At 75.5% G+C, this 18,514-nt stretch carries 18 protein-coding genes; 11 read left to right on the top strand and 7 right to left on the bottom strand.

Annotated features, from left to right (window positions below):
- Window positions 1-24: 24 nt before the first annotated feature.
- The gene (locus ACI79G_RS24225) at window positions 25-789 is read right to left on the bottom strand and encodes an AzlC family ABC transporter permease (protein ID WP_456883589.1); all 765 of its coding nucleotides are present in this window, start codon (window positions 787-789) and stop codon (window positions 25-27) included.
- A gap of 107 nt (window positions 790-896) precedes the next feature.
- Here ACI79G_RS24225 and ACI79G_RS24220 point away from each other — a divergent pair, with 107 nt between their 5' ends.
- Together ACI79G_RS24220 and ACI79G_RS24215 are read left to right on the top strand one after the other, a co-directional pair.
- On the top strand, window positions 897-2,075 hold the full coding sequence (locus ACI79G_RS24220; protein WP_456883588.1) for a hypothetical protein: 1,179 nt from the start codon (window positions 897-899) through the stop codon (window positions 2,073-2,075).
- 95 nt (window positions 2,076-2,170) lie between these two features.
- The gene (locus tag ACI79G_RS24215; RefSeq protein WP_456883587.1) at window positions 2,171-3,322 is read left to right on the top strand and encodes an Mrp/NBP35 family ATP-binding protein; all 1,152 of its coding nucleotides are present in this window, start codon (window positions 2,171-2,173) and stop codon (window positions 3,320-3,322) included.
- Window positions 3,323-3,451: 129 nt separating this feature from the next.
- Here the strand turns inward: ACI79G_RS24215 and ACI79G_RS24210 are convergent, their stop codons facing one another.
- From ACI79G_RS24210 to sigE, 4 genes are all read right to left on the bottom strand, one after another.
- On the bottom strand, window positions 3,452-3,814 hold the full coding sequence (locus tag ACI79G_RS24210; RefSeq protein ID WP_091215364.1) for a twin-arginine translocase TatA/TatE family subunit: 363 nt from the start codon (window positions 3,812-3,814) through the stop codon (window positions 3,452-3,454).
- 118 nt (window positions 3,815-3,932) lie between these two features.
- Complete coding sequence (locus ACI79G_RS24205) at window positions 3,933-5,375, bottom strand: S1C family serine protease (protein WP_456883586.1); 1,443 nt, start codon at window positions 5,373-5,375, stop codon at window positions 3,933-3,935.
- A gap of 170 nt (window positions 5,376-5,545) precedes the next feature.
- Window positions 5,546-6,136: an anti-sigma factor family protein gene (locus ACI79G_RS24200; RefSeq protein WP_091215362.1), complete on the bottom strand. Its 591-nt coding sequence runs from the start codon at window positions 6,134-6,136 to the stop codon at window positions 5,546-5,548.
- Window positions 6,133-6,726 (bottom strand): RNA polymerase sigma factor SigE, encoded by a 594-nt coding sequence (gene sigE, locus ACI79G_RS24195; RefSeq protein WP_456883585.1) that lies wholly within the window; start codon window positions 6,724-6,726, stop codon window positions 6,133-6,135. Before sigE ends, ACI79G_RS24200 begins: the two co-directional genes overlap by 4 nt.
- A gap of 274 nt (window positions 6,727-7,000) precedes the next feature.
- Here sigE and ACI79G_RS24190 point away from each other — a divergent pair, with 274 nt between their 5' ends.
- On the top strand, window positions 7,001-7,645 hold the full coding sequence (locus tag ACI79G_RS24190; RefSeq protein WP_456883584.1) for an O-methyltransferase: 645 nt from the start codon (window positions 7,001-7,003) through the stop codon (window positions 7,643-7,645).
- Window positions 7,646-7,679: 34 nt separating this feature from the next.
- On the opposite strand, the gene ACI79G_RS24185 is transcribed toward ACI79G_RS24190, so the two are convergent.
- On the bottom strand, window positions 7,680-8,192 hold the full coding sequence (locus tag ACI79G_RS24185) for a 2'-5' RNA ligase family protein (protein ID WP_456883583.1): 513 nt from the start codon (window positions 8,190-8,192) through the stop codon (window positions 7,680-7,682).
- Window positions 8,173-9,393 (bottom strand): glucose-1-phosphate adenylyltransferase, encoded by a 1,221-nt coding sequence (gene glgC, locus ACI79G_RS24180; RefSeq protein ID WP_456883582.1) that lies wholly within the window; start codon window positions 9,391-9,393, stop codon window positions 8,173-8,175. Before glgC ends, ACI79G_RS24185 begins: the two co-directional genes overlap by 20 nt.
- Before the next feature lie 74 nt (window positions 9,394-9,467).
- Between glgC and glgA the strand changes: the two genes are divergently transcribed.
- The 8 genes from glgA to ACI79G_RS24140 all read left to right on the top strand — a co-directional run bounded on the left by glgA (window position 9,468) and on the right by ACI79G_RS24140 (window position 18,344).
- A complete protein-coding gene (gene glgA, locus ACI79G_RS24175) occupies window positions 9,468-10,640 on the top strand; it encodes a glycogen synthase (protein WP_456883581.1) in 1,173 nt (390 codons plus the stop codon).
- Between the two features lie 168 nt (window positions 10,641-10,808).
- Window positions 10,809-11,873, top strand: a complete 1,065-nt coding sequence (locus ACI79G_RS24170) for a hypothetical protein (RefSeq protein WP_456883580.1) — start codon at window positions 10,809-10,811, stop codon at window positions 11,871-11,873.
- Window positions 11,874-11,921: 48 nt separating this feature from the next.
- The gene (locus tag ACI79G_RS24165) at window positions 11,922-12,689 is read left to right on the top strand and encodes an ANTAR domain-containing protein (RefSeq protein WP_456883579.1); all 768 of its coding nucleotides are present in this window, start codon (window positions 11,922-11,924) and stop codon (window positions 12,687-12,689) included.
- A 181-nt stretch (window positions 12,690-12,870) separates the two neighbouring features.
- Entirely contained in the window at window positions 12,871-13,281 is a 411-nt protein-coding gene (locus ACI79G_RS24160) for a response regulator (RefSeq protein WP_456883578.1), read from the top strand.
- A 230-nt stretch (window positions 13,282-13,511) separates the two neighbouring features.
- The gene (locus tag ACI79G_RS24155) at window positions 13,512-14,189 is read left to right on the top strand and encodes a response regulator (protein ID WP_456883577.1); all 678 of its coding nucleotides are present in this window, start codon (window positions 13,512-13,514) and stop codon (window positions 14,187-14,189) included.
- Window positions 14,179-15,516 (top strand): sensor histidine kinase, encoded by a 1,338-nt coding sequence (locus ACI79G_RS24150; protein ID WP_456883576.1) that lies wholly within the window; start codon window positions 14,179-14,181, stop codon window positions 15,514-15,516. Before ACI79G_RS24155 ends, ACI79G_RS24150 begins: the two co-directional genes overlap by 11 nt.
- Before the next feature lie 135 nt (window positions 15,517-15,651).
- The gene (locus ACI79G_RS24145; protein ID WP_456883575.1) at window positions 15,652-17,688 is read left to right on the top strand and encodes a multicopper oxidase domain-containing protein; all 2,037 of its coding nucleotides are present in this window, start codon (window positions 15,652-15,654) and stop codon (window positions 17,686-17,688) included.
- Window positions 17,685-18,344 carry a hypothetical protein gene (locus ACI79G_RS24140; protein ID WP_456883574.1) on the top strand — a complete coding sequence of 220 codons (660 nt, stop codon included), beginning with the start codon at window positions 17,685-17,687 and terminating at the stop codon, window positions 18,342-18,344. The genes ACI79G_RS24145 and ACI79G_RS24140 overlap by 4 nt, the downstream gene beginning before the upstream one ends.
- Window positions 18,345-18,514 lie beyond the last annotated feature (170 nt).

The raw sequence follows: 18,514 nt of genomic DNA, 5'->3' as shown, positions 1-18,514 counted from the left end.
CCAAGTCAACCGACAAGAGCAGCCCTAGGCTCCCCCCGCCCCCGCCCCGCCCCCCGCCCGCCCCCGCCCCCCCCCCCCCCCCCCCCCCCCCCCCCCCCCCCCCCCCCCCGCCTCCGTCCGCGGTCGCCCGGCCAGCGCCACCGCGACGACCGCGGCGACCACCTGCACCCCGGCCGGCACCACCGGGGTGAGCAGCAGCGCGACGACCGCGCCGCCGAGGGCGACCCGCCGCTGCACCGCGGCCTCGGGGAAGCCGTGCCGCAGCCGCGGCCACAGCAGCGCCAGGAAGGCGGCGGGGACGACGGCGTCCAGCGCGGCCTGCGCCGTCCCCCCGAGCCCGGAGGCGCCGAGCGCGCCGAGGACCGTCGTCAGGTTCCAGCCGAGGTAGATCGTCGCGCCGGTGGCCCAGAACGCCAGCCGGCCCAGCTCGCGGTCGGGCGCGGCGACGGCCATCGCGGTGGTCTCGTCGATCACCCAGTGCGCGGCACCGACCCGGCGGAGCACGCCCCGCGGGGCGAGCAGCGGGGCCAGCCGGACGCCGTAGACCGTGTTGCGGGTGCCCAGCAGCAGCGCGCTGCCGAGCGCGGCGAGCCCGCTGCCCCCCGCACCGAGGACGCCGACCAGCGCGAACTGCGAGGCGCCGGTGAACATGAGCGCCGAGAGCACCAGCGCCTGCCAGACGTCGAGGCCGGCGGCGTCCGCGGCGGCGCCGAAGGCCACCCCGTACAGGCCCACCGCCAGGCCCAGCCCGACGGCGTCGCGGAGGGTGGCGGTGCGGGCGGCGGACACGGCAGCGAGGCTAGCCAGGCGGCCGGTGCGGCCCCGCACCCCTCCGAGGGGGGACACCGGCGGGTTGCCGGACTGCAGCCGAGACCCCGCGGTCCCGGTGGGGAGCCGTGACCTCCGCGCCCCGGCCGCAGCACCGCCCGCCCCTCGAGCACGACCGGCTGGCCCGGGCGCGCGAGTCGGCGCTGTGGACCTCGGGCCTCGCGACGGTCGTCGTCCCACTGTGGTCCGGCTTCGACCTGGTGCTCGAGCCGCACATCGCACCGGACCTGGTCACCGTCCGGCTGGCCTGCCTGCTGCCCATGCTGCTGGCCGTGTGGGCGCTCTGGCGGTCGCCGATCGGCCGCCGGCAGCCCGAGCCGCTCACCTGCGTCGTCCTGGTGACCGTCCAGTCCGAGATCGCCTGGATGGTGCCGCGGGTCGAGCACGTCGAGTTCCACCTGCTCGGCTTCACGCTGAGCCTGCTGGCCAGCGGCTGCCTCGTGGTCGCGCGGCCGGTGTGGACCGGCACGCTGGTCGTCGCCACCTGGGCGGCCTCCGGGATCGCCGTCCTGACCGCCCCGACCGCCATGCCGGTGCACCACCTGCTCGCCTCCGCGTTCTCCCTGGCCACGGCGTCGGTGCTCGGTGTGGTCGCCCGCTCCCAGCGCCACCGGCTGACCTCCCTCGAGTCCGCCGCCCGCACCGCGCTCGAGCTGGAGCAGGAGCGCACGCGGGCGCTGCTGGCCCGGCTCGAGCGGCTCAGCCACGAGGACCCGCTCACCGGCCCGGCCGACCGCCGCCGGTGGACGCCGAGCCGGTGGCGGCCTGCGCCGCGGCCCGGGCGGCCGGGACGTCGGTGGCCGTCCTCTCACCGACGTCGACCGCTTCACGGAGGTCGACGACCGGCACGGCCACGGCGGTGGGGACGAGGCACTGCGGCTGATCGCCGACGCGCTCACCCCCCGCGTCCGGACGGGGACGTCGTCGCCCGCCTCGGCGGCGACGAGCTCGCCGTCCTGCTGCCCGGGACCGACCTCGGCCGCGCGGTGACCCTGGCCGAGGAGCTGCGCGCCGCCGCCCTCGAGCTGGACCCGTCCGGCGGAGGGCCGGGTTCGTTGACCCTGTCCCTGGACGTCGCCGTCGCCTCGGGGCGAGGACGCGGTGCCCGAGCGGCTCACCGTCGAGGCCGACGCGCACCTCTACCGCGCCAAGGCCACCCGCAACGCCGTCTGCGCAGGTCCGTGGACGGCGGCGCCCGTCGGGGCTGCGTAGCAGATCACCCTCCGGACGGCGGCCGGGCCGGATGACGGCCGTACAGTGGCAGCAGGCCCGTGAACGCAGGTCACCGCCGTTCCTCGGCGGACCGGACCGGGTCCCCCGTCGAAGGAGACAGACGCACACCATGTCCGCCCCGCTGACCGGCGCGCCGGCGCTCGACGCCGTCAACGCCGCACTGGCCACCGTCCAGGACCCGGAGATCAACCGCCCGCTCCCCGAGCTCGGCATGGTCAAGGACGTCCAGATCGCCGAGGACGGCACCGTCCGGGTCGAGGTCTACCTGACCGTCGCCGGCTGCCCCATGCGCGAGACGATCACCAGCCGGGTCACCCAGGCCGTGTCCGCCGTCCCCGGTGTCACCTCGGTGCAGGTGGGCCTGGACGTGATGAGCGACGAGCAGCGCGCCGAACTGCGCCGCACGGTGCGGGGCACCGACGCGGCCGACCCGGTGATCCCGTTCTCCCAGCCCGGTTCACTGACCCGCGTCTACGCCGTCGCCTCGGGCAAGGGCGGCGTGGGCAAGTCGTCGGTCACGGTCAACCTGGCGGCCGCGCTCGCCAGGCGTGGCCTGTCCGTGGGCGTGGTGGACGCCGACATCTACGGCCACTCGGTGCCGCGGATGCTCGGGGTCGACGACAAGCCGACCCAGGTCGACAACATGATCATGCCGCCGCAGGCCTACGGCGTGAAGGTCATCTCGATCGGCATGTTCACCCCGGGCAACACCCCGGTCGTGTGGCGCGGGCCGATGCTGCACCGCGCGCTGCAGCAGTTCCTCGCCGACGTGTGGTGGGGCGACCTCGACGTCCTGCTGCTGGACCTGCCGCCCGGCACCGGTGACGTGGCGATCTCCATCGCCCAGCTGCTGCCCAACGCCGAGATCCTCGTGGTCACCACGCCGCAGCTGGCCGCCGCCGAGGTCGCCGAGCGGGCCGGCGCGATCGCCACCCAGACCCACCAGCAGGTGGTCGGCGTCATCGAGAACATGTCGTGGCTGGAGCTGCCCGACGGCTCGCGCATGGAGGTCTTCGGCTCCGGGGGCGGCGAGGCGGTCTCCGACGCGCTCACCCGCACGCTCGGTGCGCGCGTGCCGCTGCTGGGCCAGATCCCGCTGGACACCCGGGTCCGCGAGGCCGGGGACGCCGGTGCGCCGGTTGTGCTGGCCGACCCCGACTCGCCCGCCGCCCAGACGCTGGCTAAGAACGCCGACGGCCTGGCCACCCGCCAGCGCGGCGTGTCGGGCTTGTGGGTGGGGCTCACGCCGGTCCGCCACTGACCTGAGCCGCCGAGAGGCCCGGCTCCCCGATCGGGGAGCCGGGCCTCGCTGCGTCTCCGGCGCGGTTCCTGCTGCTCCGGCGCTGGTGCACCGGCGCGGACGCGTTGGGAACAGCGCGGGAGTGCCGGACTACGTCGCGTCGGGGTCGAACGGGGGCGGTGCGGAGTGGTCGCGGGTGCGGGCGGCGGCCGCTGCCACCGTGGTCGCGGCCGTGGCCCCGGAGGCGCGCGGCGGCGCGTCGTCGTCGGCGAACAGCTGGTTCCGGATGAAGGTCCGCGGGTGGTACTGGCGCAGGTCGAGGTCGCGCAGCTTGGCCAGGTCGTCGCCCAGGGACTCGTCGACCTGGGCCCGGACGCCGGTGACCGCCGCGCGCACCTTCTTCAGCCCCGCGGCGGCGTCCTTGGCGAGGTCCGGGAGCCGGTCGGGCCCGAAGATGAACAGCGCGGCGAGGGCGAGGACGACGATCTCGCCCCAGCCGATCGAGTCGAACACGCGCCGCTCCCCTCCTCGTGCGCCCGGTCAGGCCGTCGCGCGTGTCCAGCGTAGGCGGCGCGCCCGCCGCGGTCAGTGCCCCGATGTGAGGGGCCCGCCCGAGCTCGCGGGGTCTCCTTCAGGCCTCGTCGAGGGTCGCCTGGACCGTCGTCGAGGACCCGCCCCGCACCAGCTCGAGGCCGATCGTCTCCCCGGGGTCGTGGGCGTCGACGGCCACGACCAGCTCCTCGGAGCTGCCGACCGGCTCGCCGTCGACGGCGATGACGACGTCCTGCTCCCGGATGCCCGCCTCGGCCGCCGCGCTGCCCGGCTCGACGTTGACCACCAGCGCGCCGTCCCGGGTGCCGTCGGTGACCGAGCGGGCGTTCACGCCGAGCGAGGCGTGCACCGCCCGGCCGGTGGAGATGAGCTGCTCGGAGATGTCGCGCACGGTGTCGACCGGGATGGCGAAGCCGAGGCCGACGCTTCCCCCGCCCAGCGAGGCGATCGCGGTGTTGATGCCGATGACCTCGCCGGCGCCGTTGACCAGCGCGCCGCCGGAGTTGCCCGGGTTGATCGGGGCGTCGGTCTGCACCGCGCTGATCACCGCGTTGGTGTCGCTGCCCTCGCCGGCCAGCCGGACCGGCCGGTCCAGCGCGCTGACGATGCCGCTGGTCACCGTGCTGGCCAGGCCCAGCGGCGAGCCGATCGCGACGACCGGGTCGCCGACGACGACACCGTCGGACCTGCCCAGCGCGGCGGTGAGCAGGCCCGGCTTCTCGACCTTGAGGACGGCGAGGTCGCTGGCCGGGTCACGGCCGACGATGCGCGCCGCGGACCCGCTGCCGTCGGAGAAGACCGCGCGGATCTCGGCGCCCTCGACGCCGTCGGCGCCGGAGATGACGTGGTTGTTGGTGACGATGTAGCCGTTCTCGCCGTCGATGACGACCCCGGACCCGGTGGCACCGGCCTCACCGATGCGGACCTCGACCGAGACGACGGCCGGGGTGATCCGCGAGGCGATGTCGGACACCGAGCCCGGCTCCCGGGCGATCCCCTCGTCGGTCTCGCTGAGCTGGGTGCCCGGTGCCAGCAGCGGCGACTCGTCGGCGGTGCGGGTCAGCCAGTAGCCGGTGGCGCCGCCGACCAGCCCGGTCAGCAGCACGGCGAGCAGGGCGAGGACCGCCAGCCGGATCGACACGTCGGCCAGCCGCAGCCGACGGCGCCCCTTGGCGTCGACGACGACGGGGCCGGCCTGCTGCTGCTCCGGCTCCTCGAACACGGCCGGGCCGGTGAGGCCGGCCGGGGCGTGCGGGTCGCGCCACGGGTCGGAGCGGGCGTCGGGCTTCCACCACGGGCCGGTGGCGGTGCGCCGCCGTCCGGGCCGGCCGCCGGGCGGTTCCTGCAGGCCGCCCTGGCCGGGTGCGGGGGCGAAGGCGCGCAGCACCGCCTCGGGCGGCGGGGGCGGCAGCGGGCGGGCCGGCGGGACCGGCCGGTCGCCGGCGAAGCCGCCCTGCACGGCGGCGGGCCGCCCGAAGGCGGCCTGCTGGGCGGGGGTGGGCGCGGGCGTCCGCGGCGGCACGGGCTGCGGCCGGGGCGGCGGGTCGAAGCCGCCGACGCCGTCCCGGGGCCGGGCGAAGGCCTCGTCCGGCGCGGTCGGCTCGGGGCGACCGTCCCCGTCGGACGTGCGGGGGACGTCAGGGCTGTGCGGGTCCAGCGGGTCCTCCCCGGACGGGGTGCCGGCGCGGCTGGTCAGGGCGTCCCGCCCGGGGCCGCGGGGGGTGCGACGCCGGTGCCCACGGTCGTGGCGCGGACCACCGGCGGGACGATCTCGGTGCGCTCCTCGAACGAGCCGCGGGCCACCGAGTCCGGTGACGTGCGGGCACCGTCGGAGCCGTCGGTCGGCAGGTTCAGCGCCAGGGCGGTCACCCCGACGCCGATGACGCCCAGCACGCCGACGAAGCCGCGGCGCAGCCAGCGGGCGTGCCCGGGCCGGTCGCCGGGGCCCGGAGCCGGGGCCAGCGGCACCGACCACGAGCCCGTGGCGCCGCTGACGGTGAGCTGGCCAGGGCCGGCGCTCATCGAGCCGAGCCCACCACCGGTGCCGGGCACGTCGGCGGTGAAGGGGATGGCGCACAGCCGGGACAGCAGGTCACCGGGGACGGCGACGTCGGACGAGGCGTGCAGCGCCTCCTTGGCCTCCCGCTGCGCCTGCACCGCCATCCGGCACTGGGCGCAGCCGGTGAGGTGGCGGGCCGCCCGGGCGGCGGGACCGCCGCCGAGCTCCCCGTCGACGAGGGCGGCGATGGCCTCCTGGGCCAGGTGGCTCTCCGGGATGTTCACCCCGCGCTCCCCTCCGCGACGGCGTCCGGGCTGCTCACCGGCCGGCGCGGGGCCAGGTGCGCGAGCGCCTCGCGCAGCTGGACGCGGCCGCGGTGGATGCGGCTGCGCACCGTGCCGAGCTTGATGCCCAGGGTCGCCGCGATCTCCTCGTAGGTCAGCCCCTCGATGTCGCAGAGGACCACGGCGACGCGGAACTCCGGGGAGAGCGCGTCGAGCGCGGCCTGCACCTGCGGGTCGAGGTGGGTGTCCGAGTAGACCTGCTCGGGGCTGGGCGCCGTCCCGGGCAGCCGCTCGGTGTCCTCGGGCAGGGCGTCGAACCGGATCCGCTGCCGGCGCCGCACCATGTCGAGGAAGAGGTTGGTCGTGATGCGGTGCAGCCAGCCCTCGAAGGTGCCCGGCGAGAAGTCGGCGAGCGAGCGGAAGACCCGGACGAAGGTCTCCTGGGTCAGGTCCTCGGCGTCCTGCGGGTTGCCGGAGAGCCGGTAGGCCAGCCGGTACACGCGTGCGGAGTGGTCGCGGACGACCTGCTCCCAGCTCGGTGCGACCCACGCCTCGGTCGCGGCGGGGGCGGGGTCGGCAGCGTCGGACACGGTCCCAGGATCGCAGACCGGAGCCGTCGTCGACCCCCCGACGTCGGTGGGTCGGGCGGGGGCGGCTCTCTCAGGGCGCACGACAGGTCCAACGGGCCGGGATCCGGGCGGTGTTCCCGTTCACAGGGAGCTCACAGCTGCGCCGACGGCCGGGGCCGGACGACGCCGGCCACTACCCTCGGCCGGTGATGAGCGCCTCGAGGACGACGGGCGAGCGAGCGCGCAGGCGACCGACGGCGTCGAGCGAGGAGCGGGACGAGCCCGGGGTCGAGCAGTGAGCACCGAGGCGCCCGGGCGGGACGGCGCGGCCTACGCCGACCGCTTCGCGGCCGAGACGCCCGCACTGGTGTCGGCCCGGACCCGCGCAGCGGCGCTGGCCGGCGCGCCGCCCGTGACGCCCGCGGTGGGTGCCACCCTCGCCGTCCTCGCTGCGGGGGCCGCGGCCCGCACGGTGGTGTCGATCGGCAGCGGCGGCGGCGTCGCCGGGCTGTGGCTGCTGGAGGGCATGCGGCCCGACGGCGTCCTGACCGTGCTCGACAGCGACGCCGAGGCGCTGCGCGCCACCCGCCGGGCGTTCGCCGACGCCGGTCACCCGCCCGGCCGCACCCGGATGATCTTCGGCACGACCGGGGAGGTCCTCCCCCGCCTCTCGCCGGGCGCCTACGACATGGTCGTCTGCGCCGGGGCGCCCACCCAGTACGCCGGGCACCTGGGCGCGCTGGTCGAGCTGGTCCGGGTCGGCGGGACGGTCGTGTGCCACGGGCTCCTGGACGGCGACCGGATCGCCGACCCCCGCGCACGGGACGACCAGACGACGGCCTGGCGGGACGTCGCCCGCGCCGTCCGCGAGCACGAGGACCTGACCTCCGCCGTCCTACCGATCGGGGCGGGCCTGCTCGTCGCCACCCGGCGCCGCTGAGGGACCCCCTGCTCCCCGCCACTGCAGGGGCCGCTCAGCGGAACGGGTACGCGGCGACGGGTGCCCACGGACCGCCGAGGTAGCGCCACAGGCCCAGGCCGCGCGCACCGACCCGGTGGGGCGCGAACCCCGCGGCCAGCCGGTCCCGCAGCGCGCGGGCGACCGCCGGCTCCACCTTGTTCTGCACCGTCACGTGCGGTGCGTGCCGCTGCCGGTCCTGCGGGGTGAGCCACGGTCCCCAGGCGGCCGTCAGCCCGGCGCGCAGCGCGGTCAGCTCCGGCGCCTCCAGCGTGTAGGCCACGCCGCGGCCGAGCAGCCGCAGACCGGTGACGGCGACGTCGAAGGCGGGCCGGCGCGCCGCGTCGGCGAGGTCGGCCGACACCGCGTCGACCTGCTCGCCGGGCAGGGCGTGGAACAGGGTGACGTGCGCGGCCAGGTGGTTGCGCTCGGCCGGGAAGTGCGCCGCGCGCAGCCGGTCGAACCGCTCCTGGGCCTCGGGGTCCAGGAGCAGCGTGACGACCAGAGGCTCAGCGATGGGCGCGGGCACCCTTGCCGAGGACCGTCACGCCGCCGGTGCTGACGTGGTAGCGCTCGCGGTCGGCGGCGAGGTCGACGCCGATGCGGGTCCAGTCCGGGACGACGACGTTCTTGTCGAGGATCGCCCGCCGGACGTACGCACCCTCGCCGACGTACACGCCGTCCATGAGCACGCTGTCCTCGACCCGGGCGCCCCGCTCGACGCGCACCCCGGGCGAGACGACGGAGTTGTGCACCGAGCCGCCGCCGATGATCGCGCCGGCGCTGACCATCGACTCCTCGGCCCGCCCGCCGAGGACGAACTTCGCCGGCGGCTGCTGCGGCGGCAGGGTGAGGATCGGCCAGCGGTCGTTGTAGAGGTTGAACACCGGGGTGACCGACACCAGGTCCATGTGCGCGTCGAAGTAGGAGTCGATCGTCCCCACGTCGCGCCAGTAGCCGTGGTCGCGCTCGGTGGCGCCGGGGACGATGTTGGTGGAGAAGTCGTAGACCCACGCGTCGCCGGTCTCGGCCAGCATCGGCATGATCGAGCCGCCCATGTCGTGCACCGAGTGCTCGTCCTCGGCGTCCTTGCGCAGCGCCTCGAGCAGGGCGTCGGTGGTGAACACGTAGTTGCCCATGGAGGCGAAGCTCTCCTCCGGCGAGTCCGGCAGCCCGGGCGGGTCGGCCGGCTTCTCCAGGAAGCCGCGCACCCGGCCCTCGCCGTCGGCGTCGATGACCCCGAAGCCGGTGGCCTCGTGCCGCGGCACCCGCAGCCCCGCGATGGTGACGCCGGCACCGGTGCGCAGGTGCTGGTCGATCATCTGCGCCGGGTCCATCCGGTACACGTGGTCGGCACCGAAGACGACGACGACGTCCGGCCGCGCGTCGTAGATCAGGTTGAGGCTCTGGAAGATCGCGTCGGCGCTGCCGGTGTACCAGCGCGGGCCGAGCCGCTGCTGCGCCGGCACCGGGGTGATGTAGTTGCCCAGCATCTGCGAGAGCCGCCACGTCGTGGTGATGTGCCGGTCGAGGCTGTGGCTCTTGTACTGGGTGAGCACCGCGATCTGCCGGATCTCGGCGTTCACCAGGTTGGACAGGACGAAGTCGATCAGCCGGTAGTTGCCACCGAAGGGCACCGCCGGCTTGGCCCGGTCCTGTGTCAGAGGGGCCAACCGCTTGCCCTCACCACCGGCCAGGACGATGCCGAGAACCCGAGGACCGCCGCGCATGGGTCGCAACGTATCCGCTGTTCGCCGCGGGCGCTCCACCGCGGCGCGCGCGAATCACCCCTAGGGTGACCAGCGTGCGCATCGGCATGGTGACCCGGGAGTGGCCGCCGGACGTCTACGGCGGCGCAGGCGTGCACGTGGAGCACCTGGCGGCGGCGCTCCGCGCGCTGCCCGACGGACCCGACCTCGACGTCCACTGCTTCGGCGGAGAACGCGCGGACGCGACCGGCCACGAGGTCCCCACCGGGCTGCAGGGCGCCAACGGCGCACTGCAGGCGCTCGGGGTGGACGTCGAGATCGCCGGGGCGCTGGCCGGCGTCGACCTGGTGCACAGCCACACCTGGTACGCCAACGGCGCGGGCCTGTTCGCCTCGCTGGTGCACGGCACGCCGCACGTGGTGACGGCGCACTCGCTCGAGCCGCGCCGGCCGTGGAAGGCCGACCAGCTCGGCGGGGGCTACCGGCTCTCCTCCTGGGTGGAGCGCACCGCCTACCTCGCCGCCGACGGCGTCATCGCGGTCAGCAACGGCATGCGCGACGACGTGCTCGACGCCTACCCCGACCTCGACCCGGCGCGCGTGCACGTCGTGGGCAACGGGGTGGACGCCCAGGCCTACCGGCCGGTGCACGACCCCGCCGTCGTCCGCTCGCTCGGCGTGGACCCCGACCGCCCCTACGCGCTGTTCGTCGGCCGGATCACCCGCCAGAAGGGCGTCGTCCACCTGCTGCGGGCGGCCGAGCAGCTGCCCGACGACGCCGGGCTGGTGCTGTGCGCCGGCGCCGCCGACACCCCGGCCGAGCGGCAGCAGGTCGCCGACGCGGTGGCCGAGCTGCAGTCCCGGCGGGACGGCGTGGTGTGGATCGAGGCGATGCTGCCGCGCGAGCAGCTGGTGCCGCTGATCACCGGCGCGACGGTGTTCGTCGTCCCCTCGGTGTACGAGCCGCTGGGCATCGTGAACCTGGAGGCGGCGGCGTGCGGGACCGCGGTCGTCGCCAGCGCCGTGGGCGGCATCCCCGAGGTGGTCGCCGACGGGGTGACCGGCCTGCTGGTCCCCTACGACCCCGATGACGTCCCCGCCTTCGAGGCGGGCCTCGCCGCGCGCGTCACCGAGCTGCTGCACGACCCGGAGCGGGCCGACCGCATGGGTCAGGCGGGCCGGGAGCGGGTGCTGACCGAGTTCGGGTGGCCGGCGATCGCCAAGCAGACCGTGGACGTCTACAGCGCGGTGATCGCGGCCCGCAGCTGAAAGAGGACCACCCTCCTCCCCACGCCTCGCAGGCTCGGCGCGGGCCCCTGGAGGGTGGTCGTTCCAGTGCGTCGCCGGGCTCGCGGCGGGCCCCCGCAGGGGGTCACGGGCCTCCCGGGATGATCGAGCCCCGGCGCGCCACGCGGGCTGCGCCGGGGAGGAGCACTCGTGTCGCAGGCCGTCGCGCCCGTCGTCCAGGTCGGGCTGGTGGCCGCCCCCGGGGCCCCTGCCGAGCTGGCCGACTGGCTGGCCGAGCAGCTCGGCGACGAGCTGGCCGCGGCGCACCCGGAGGTGCGCTGGGAGGTCCGGGCGGTCGAGGACGGGCTGGTGCAGCCCCCTGCCGACGACGACGAGATCGTCGCGGCCACCCGCCGGCGGCTGCTCGCCGAGGACTGGGACCTCGCCCTGGCGCTCACCGACGTCCCCCTGGAGGTCGACCGGCGGCCGGTGGTCGGCTCGGCCAGCCCGGTGCACGGCGTCGCGCTGCTGTCGCTGCCGGCACTGGGCGCGGTCGGGCTGCGCAAGCGGGCGCTGCAGACCGCGCTCGGGCTGGTGCGCACGCTGATGGGCACCAGCGAGGACGGCGACGCCGACGACCGCGCCGCGATGGGACGGCGGCTGCGCGAGCTGGCCACCGACCCGGCCGACGGCAGTGCCGGGGTGGCCTTCACCGCCCGCGTGCTCACCGGCAACCTGCGGCTGCTGCTCGGCATGGTGCGGGCCAACCGGCCGTGGCGGCTGGCCGTGCGGCTGTCCCGCGCGCTCACCGCGGCGATCGCGGCCGGCGTCTTCGCCCTCATCACCAGCGACATCTGGGCGCTGGCCGACAACTCCGGCTGGCCGCGGCTGACGGTGATCGCCGTCGGCTCGGTGGTCGCCGTCGTGGTCACCCTCGTCGTCGGGGCGGGGCTGTGGGAGCGACCGCGCTCGCACCGGGTGCGCAAGCAGGTGCTGCTGTTCAACGTGGCGACCACCGCCACCGTCGTCATCGGCGTCCTGACCCTCTACGCCGTGCTGTTCGTGCTCGCCCTCGCCGGCGCGCTGCTGCTCGTGGTCGCTCCGCTGTTCGCCGAGGGCCTGGGACACCCCGCCCACCTGTCGGACTACCTCGAGCTGGCCTGGCTGACCTGCTCGCTGGCGACGGTGGGCGGCGCCCTCGGGGCGGGGCTGGAGTCCGACGACGCGGTGCGCGAGGCGGCCTACACCTACCGGTCGGAGCAGCCGGCGCACTGATCCGGGGTCCGGGCACACCCAACACCCCCCGTTGCCGCGGTGAGGCGGATGATCCTGTTCGTGTCGTCGATCGCCGAGCGCTTCCGCATCGCGCTGGAGGACGTCCGCGAGCCCGATCTCGCCCTCCCCGAGCTGCTCCCCGTGCACCTGGCGCGCGCCTGCGCCCGGACGCTCGGCGTGGACGCCGCGGGGCTGAGCGTGACCGCCGGCGAGGCGGGCCGGGCCCCCCTCGGGGCCAGCTCGCCGACCGCCGACCTCGCCGAGCGGCTGCAGTTCACCGCCGGTGACGGCCCCTGCGAGACCGCCCAGCGGCACCGGGAGCCGGTGTTCGCGGCGTTCGCCGACCTGCAGCGCCGCTGGCCGGGGTTCGCGGGGCTGCTGGCCCGGCACACGCCCTACCGGGCGGTGGTCGCCCTCCCGATCGGCGAGACACTGGCCGGTCCCGGCGCCATGGACCTGTTCTTCACCGACGAGAGCACCGTGCCCGACCTCGACGTCTTCGAGGCCATGGCCGTGGGCGACCTGACCTGCGCGGCGCTCGGCGACGCCGCCATCTGGGCACCGTGGTCACCGCACGGGGGCCCGGCGTGGCTGCACGGTCCGGCGGCGCGGGACCGCGGGCGGGTCTGGACCGCCATCGGCCGCGTCGCGATGGCCCGGCGGCTGAGCGCGCCGGCGGCGCTGGACGTGCTGCGCGCCACGGCCCGGGCCGCCGGCCGCACGGTCGACGACCTCGCGGGCGACGTCCTCGCCGGCCGGGTGGACCCCGCCGCCCTCGGCCGGTCGAACGGTCGCCCCCCGGCCTCCTCCGACTGATCGGCGGGACTCACGCTCGGTCACCGCTCGGTTCCGGTCGGCCCCCTCGGTTGGGGGTCGGCCACCCCCGGGGTCGGGCTGTCCCCGTCCTGGGACCGCTCGGCACACTGGCCCGGTGCCGAGGGGCGGCACCGCGACGGCCGACGGGACACCGCGACGCCGCGGAGGGGGGAGGCGACGCGTGATCACGGTGCTGCTCGCGGACGACCACGCGTTCGTCCGCGACTCCCTGGTCGAGCTGTTCAGCGCCAGCGGTGACCTCACCGTGGTCGCCGAGTGCGAGGACGGCGCGGAGGTGCTCGACGCCGCCCGGCGCACCCGGCCCGACGTCGTCCTCCTGGACCTGGCCATGCCGCGGGTCACCGGCCTGCAGGCGGCCCGCGAGCTGCTCGACGAGCGCCCGGAGTCGCGGGTCGTCGTCCTCACCGGGTCGCTCACCCCCGCCCTGGTGCGGGAGGCCCGCGAGATCGGTGTCGTGGGCTACCTGCTCAAGGACGAGGACCCCGGCGCGCTGCCCGGCCACGTGCGCACGGTCGCCGCCGGCGGCACCGCCTGGAGCGCCGCGGCCACCTCGGCGACCACCGGCTGCTGACCCCCCGCACCCGGGGAGCAGCCCGCTCCCCGTCCGGGTGAACGGGTCCGCACAGGGGAGCAACGACCTGATCACGCAGGGTGGTGACCCGCTCGTAGTGGCCGGTCCCACAGGCGACCTTGGTCCTTTCGGGGTGTAAAGCCCCTGGTCAGGAGAGCGGACGTCAGGTCCCATGGCTCTGTCCCCCCGCAGCGGCGGGCTGGGGCACGGGGATGATCACGGGGGTTCTGATGACGCTTGCCCAGCTGGAGCGGCCGACCGACCTGGCGCGGGTCCTGGTGGTCGACGACCACCGCACCTTCGCCGAGCTCCTCTCGGGGGCCCTGACCTCCGCCGGGATGGACGCGGTGGGCACCGCCCACTCGGCGGCGCAGGCGGTCGCCATGGCGCAGGAGCTGCAGCCCGACGTCGTGGTGATGGACATCGAGATGCCCCGCCAGGACGGACTGGCCGCCACCCGCCGCATCCGCGAGGTCGCGCCGGACGCCGTCGTCGCCGTGGTGACCGCCCACCGCGACCCCGACTGGGTCGTCCGGGCCGCGCAGGCCGGCGCATCGGCGTTCATCCCGAAGGACGGCTCGCTGGCCGAGATGATCGACGTCCTCTCCCGGGTGCAGCCCGGCCAGATGCTCGTGGCGCCGTCCACCTTCGCCGGTGGCGCGCCCCGCACCCCCTCGGCCGGGAGCCGGGGCACGGTGCCGCAGCTGACCCGGCGCGAGCAGGAGGTCCTCGACTGCCTCGGCCGCGGGATGCAGGTCAAGGCCATCGCCCGGGTCCTGGGCATCACGCTGGAGACCTGCCGCGGCTACGTGAAGTCGCTGCACGCCAAGCTCGGTGTCCGTTCCCAGCTGGAGGCGGTCGTCAAGGCCCAGCAGCTGGGGCTCCTCGGCGCCGTGGATGAGCGCTGAGCCCAGCTCCTCCCCCACCCCGGGACCCGCTCCCGCCCGTCGCCGTACCGCCTGGGGCCGCGAGCTGGCCGCCTTCTGCGCGGTCGCGTTGTTCGTCCTGCTCGCCGTCTCGGCGGGCACGGTCTGGCTGAGCGAGCGGATCGCGCGGGACAACGCGCTCGAGGAGGCCGAGGGCATCGCCGAGCGGCTGGCCGAGCTGCTGGTGGCCCCCGTCCTCGCCGATGCGTTGGCCGGGGTCCCCGGGCGGTGGGAGGAGCTCGACCGGGACGTGCGGAACCGGATGAGCGACGGGTCGGTGACCCGGATGGTCGTCTGGCGGGCGACCGGCGAGATCGTGTACTCCACCGAGCCCGGGCAGCAGGGCCGGGTCATCCCGCCCTCGGACGGCCTGCTGGCCGCAGTCGGCGGGGAGACCGTCGCCGAGGTCGACGAGCAGCCGGAGACCACGCCCGGCGACGGGCCGCAGACGCTGCTGGAGGTCTACACGCCGCTGACCGTCCCCGGTGAGCAGCTGGTCTTCGAGGCGTACTTCGCCTACGACGGCATCGACCGGCAGGCGGCGCGGCTGCGCGGCCAGATCATCCCGATGGCCATCGGCGCGCTCGTCGTCCTGCAGCTGGTGCAGGTGCCCATCGCGACGTCGCTGGCCCGCCGCGTGCGGCGCCAGGAGGCCGAGCGGACCGCGCTGGTGCAGCGCAACGTCGAGGCCTCCGACCGCGAACGGCGGGCCATCGCCGCCGACGTGCACGACGGGCCGGTGCAGGACCTCGCCGGGGTCAGCTACGCCCTCTCGGCCCTGCGCAACAGCGTCCCCGAGGAGCGGCAGCCGACCGTCGACAAGCTCGTGGGCGCGGTCCGGCACGCCGTCCAGTCGCTGCGTCGGCTGATGGTCGACATCTACCCGCCCGACCTCAGCGGGCCGGGTCTGGCCGTGGCGATCGCCGACGCCGCCGAGCCGCTGCGCGACGCCGGCATCGAGGTGCTCATGGACGCCGCCCCGCTGCCGGAGACCGCCCCGGACGTGACCGCGGTGCTCTACCGCACGGCCAAGGAGGCCCTGGCCAACGTCGCCCACCACGCCCAGGGCAAGCGCACCTGGATCACCCTCGAGGAGACCGAGCTGCGTGGGGCGCCCGCGGTGCGCCTGGAGATCGCCGACGACGGCGTCGGCTTCCCGGTGTCCACCGACAAGCGCGCCGAGGGCCACCTGGGGCTGGCGCTGCTCCGGGACCGAGTGGTCGACCACGGCGGCGTCGTCACGCTGGGTGATCGGCCTGACGGCGGCGCAATGCTGACCGCTGTGCTGCCGCTGCACCACGGACAGTGACGCCACGAGCGCTTGACCTGCGCGGACCCCCCAATTGCGGGAGCCCCCCGCCCCCCTCGTTCCGGCTGTGACGGGGGCGGCGGACGAGGGAGTGTTCCTCCGACGATCACCGCAGGTGAGTGAGGAGCACCCCCGATGGACACGCCCAGCCTGAACCGCCGCGACGTCCTCAAGGTGTCGCTGGCCGGCACCGCGGCCATGGCCCTGCCGTACCAGGCTGTGCTCTCGGCCAAGAGCGCCTCGGAGCTCGACACCAAGAGGATGCCCCGGCCGTACGTCGCAGCCTTCACCGCTCCGCCGGTGCTGGCGCCGTACCGCTCCGACGACAAGCCCGGCAACAGCTACGGCGCCGTCCCGGGCACCGGCGCTCCGATCGTGGGCGCCGCCTACACCGGCACCGACTACTACAAGATCGAGCAGAAGCCGACCCAGGTCGAGTTCGTCAAGGGCATCAAGACGACGATGTGGGGCTACAACGGGCTGGTCCCGGGGCCCACCATCCGCGTCTACCAGGACAGCTACGTGAACACCGGTCAGAGCCGCCGGGTGGTCATGCAGCAGATCAACAACCTGCCGGCCAAGCACCCGACCATGGGATACGTCCCCTGGACCTCGACCCACCTGCACGGCTCGCCGTCCAAGCCGCAGTTCGACGGCTACGCCGGCGACCTCACCGACCCGGGTGAGTGGAAGAACTACATGTACCCGAACAACTGCTCGCCGCGGACGCTCTGGTACCACGACCACGGCGTGCACCACACCGCCCAGAACGTGTACATGGGCCTGGCCGCCCAGTACCACCTGGTCGACGAGCGGCTCGAGCGCGACCTCGGCATCCCGCGGTACGACCGGGAGAAGGCCCGGCTGGGCCGGCCGCAGTACGAGTTCCCGCTGATCATCAGCGACGTCATGTTCGCCAGCAACGGCCAGCTGATGTGGGACGACGACGGGGAGTCCGGCCTCTACGGGGACGTCATCCTGGTCAACGGGGTGCCGTGGCCGACGATGAAGGTGGAGCCGCGCAAGTACCGCTTCCGGGTGCTCAACGGCTCACTGGCCCGTGGCTACACGCTCAGGCTCAGCAACGGCAAGCCGTTCCAGGTCATCGCCACCGACGGCGGCTTCATGCACAAGCCGCAGACGGTCACCACGCTGACGATCGGCATGGCCGAGCGCTACGAGATCGTCATCGACTTCGCCGACCTGAAGGGCACGAAGGTCCAGCTGCTCAACGGCGGGGTCAAGAACGCCCGGGACTACGACCACACCGGCAAGGTGATGCAGTTCGAGGTCGGCACGACCGTCACGAGCACCGACGGCAACACCGTGCCGAGCACGCTCGGCGCCCCGCACCCGGTCATGGCGTTGGACCCGGCCGAGTCGAAGGCCACCCGCCGGATGCGGCTGGAGCGCAGCAACGGCCTGTGGGTCATCAACGGCGAGACCTGGGACGACGTCGTGAGGAGCAAGTACGAGCACGTCTTCGCCACGGTCGAGCCGCGCAGCACCGAGATCTGGGAGGTCGAGAACTCCTCCGGCGGCTGGTTCCACCCGCTGCACGTGCACCTGGTCGACTTCCAGGTCCTCAGCCGCAACGGCCGCCCGCCGCGCCCGGAGGAGCTGGGCCCCAAGGACGTCGTCTACGTCGGCGAGGGCGAGACGGTCCGCCTCCTCCTGCACTTCGAGCACGAGGAGGGGCGGTACATGATCCACTGCCACAACCTCTCGCACGAGGACCACGACATGATGACCCAGTACCAGGTGGGTCACCACGACATCGACTGCGACTCGATCAACACCTGCCCCCCGACCCGCGGCACGCCCGACGACTTCGAGTCGGCCGACCCGGACGAGGTCCTCAAGGCCTACGAGAAGGCCCTCGAGGAGCAGGCCGAGGCGGCGGAGGAGGCGGCCGAGGAGGCGGCTGCGACCCCGACGCCGGCCCCGACGACCGACACCGTTCCCACGGGCGGGACGACGCAGGTCGGCACCGCCACCACGACGGCGCCGGCCCCGGCCGCACCGACGGCGGCCGCACCGACGACGTCCGCCCCGCCGGCAGCGCCCACGACGTCGGCTCCCGCCCGCCGCGGCGCCGGCACCACGACCACGACGCCGGCTCCGGCGCCCACCCCGGCGACGGCGACCCCGACCCGCCGGCGGACGCGGTGACCGCCGTCGCTGCGCCCCCGGCAGCCGCCCGGGTGGTGCTGCGGTCCCGTCGCCGCACCGCCGGGTGGCAGCTGACCGCGGCGCTCGGCCTGGCGACGGCCGGCGGGCTGCACGTGGCCGCCGCGGTCGACCACCTGTCCGCGGGCTCGCTGGCGGTCGGCTTCTTCCTGCTCACCGCGCTGGCCCAGGCCGGGCTGGCCGCCTGGCTCGCCCTCGGCGCGTGGGCCGGCACCCGCGCGGGCCGGCAGCTGGTGGCCATGGCGCTGCTCGGCACCGTCGGCCTGCTGGCCCTCTACGTCGTCGCGCACACGACCGGGCTGCTCGACGCCTTCGCGGTGCACGACGCGGTCACCGGCGGGCACGAGCACGACATCCCCGGCCGGGTGACCACGGCGATCGACCCGGTGACCGGCGTCGAGTTCGCGCAGGGCATGCCGCTGGGCGCCTCCGGGCCGGTGGCGATGGACGGACTGCCCGGGTCCACCGGCGGGCACGGCCCCGAGGCGGTCGGCACGGTCGTGGTCGGTGCCGAGCTGCTCACCGTGGCCGCGCTGGCCGCCCTGCTGCCGGCGTCCTGGCGAGGCCGGGTGCTCAACGGGCTGCTGGTCCTGGGCGGGGCCGCGTGGGCGCTGTGGCTCACCGGCGTCCTCGGGTGAGAGCCACCCCCCGAACCGCCGTCGCGGTCCCCGGTGACCCCCGCACCAGGGACCGCGGCGGCTCCCCCCGGCACCGGGCCCCCCGTGCCGGGGCGGCCCCCGGGGCGGGCGGCGGGGGGGGGGGCGGGGGGGGGGGGGGGGGGGGGGGGGGGGGGGGGGGGGGGTTGGCG

This window comes from Geodermatophilus sp. SYSU D00779 (genome assembly GCF_054050595.1).
The sequence above is the reverse complement of the archived record's forward strand: the minus strand, read 5'-3'. Positions and strand labels throughout refer to the sequence as shown.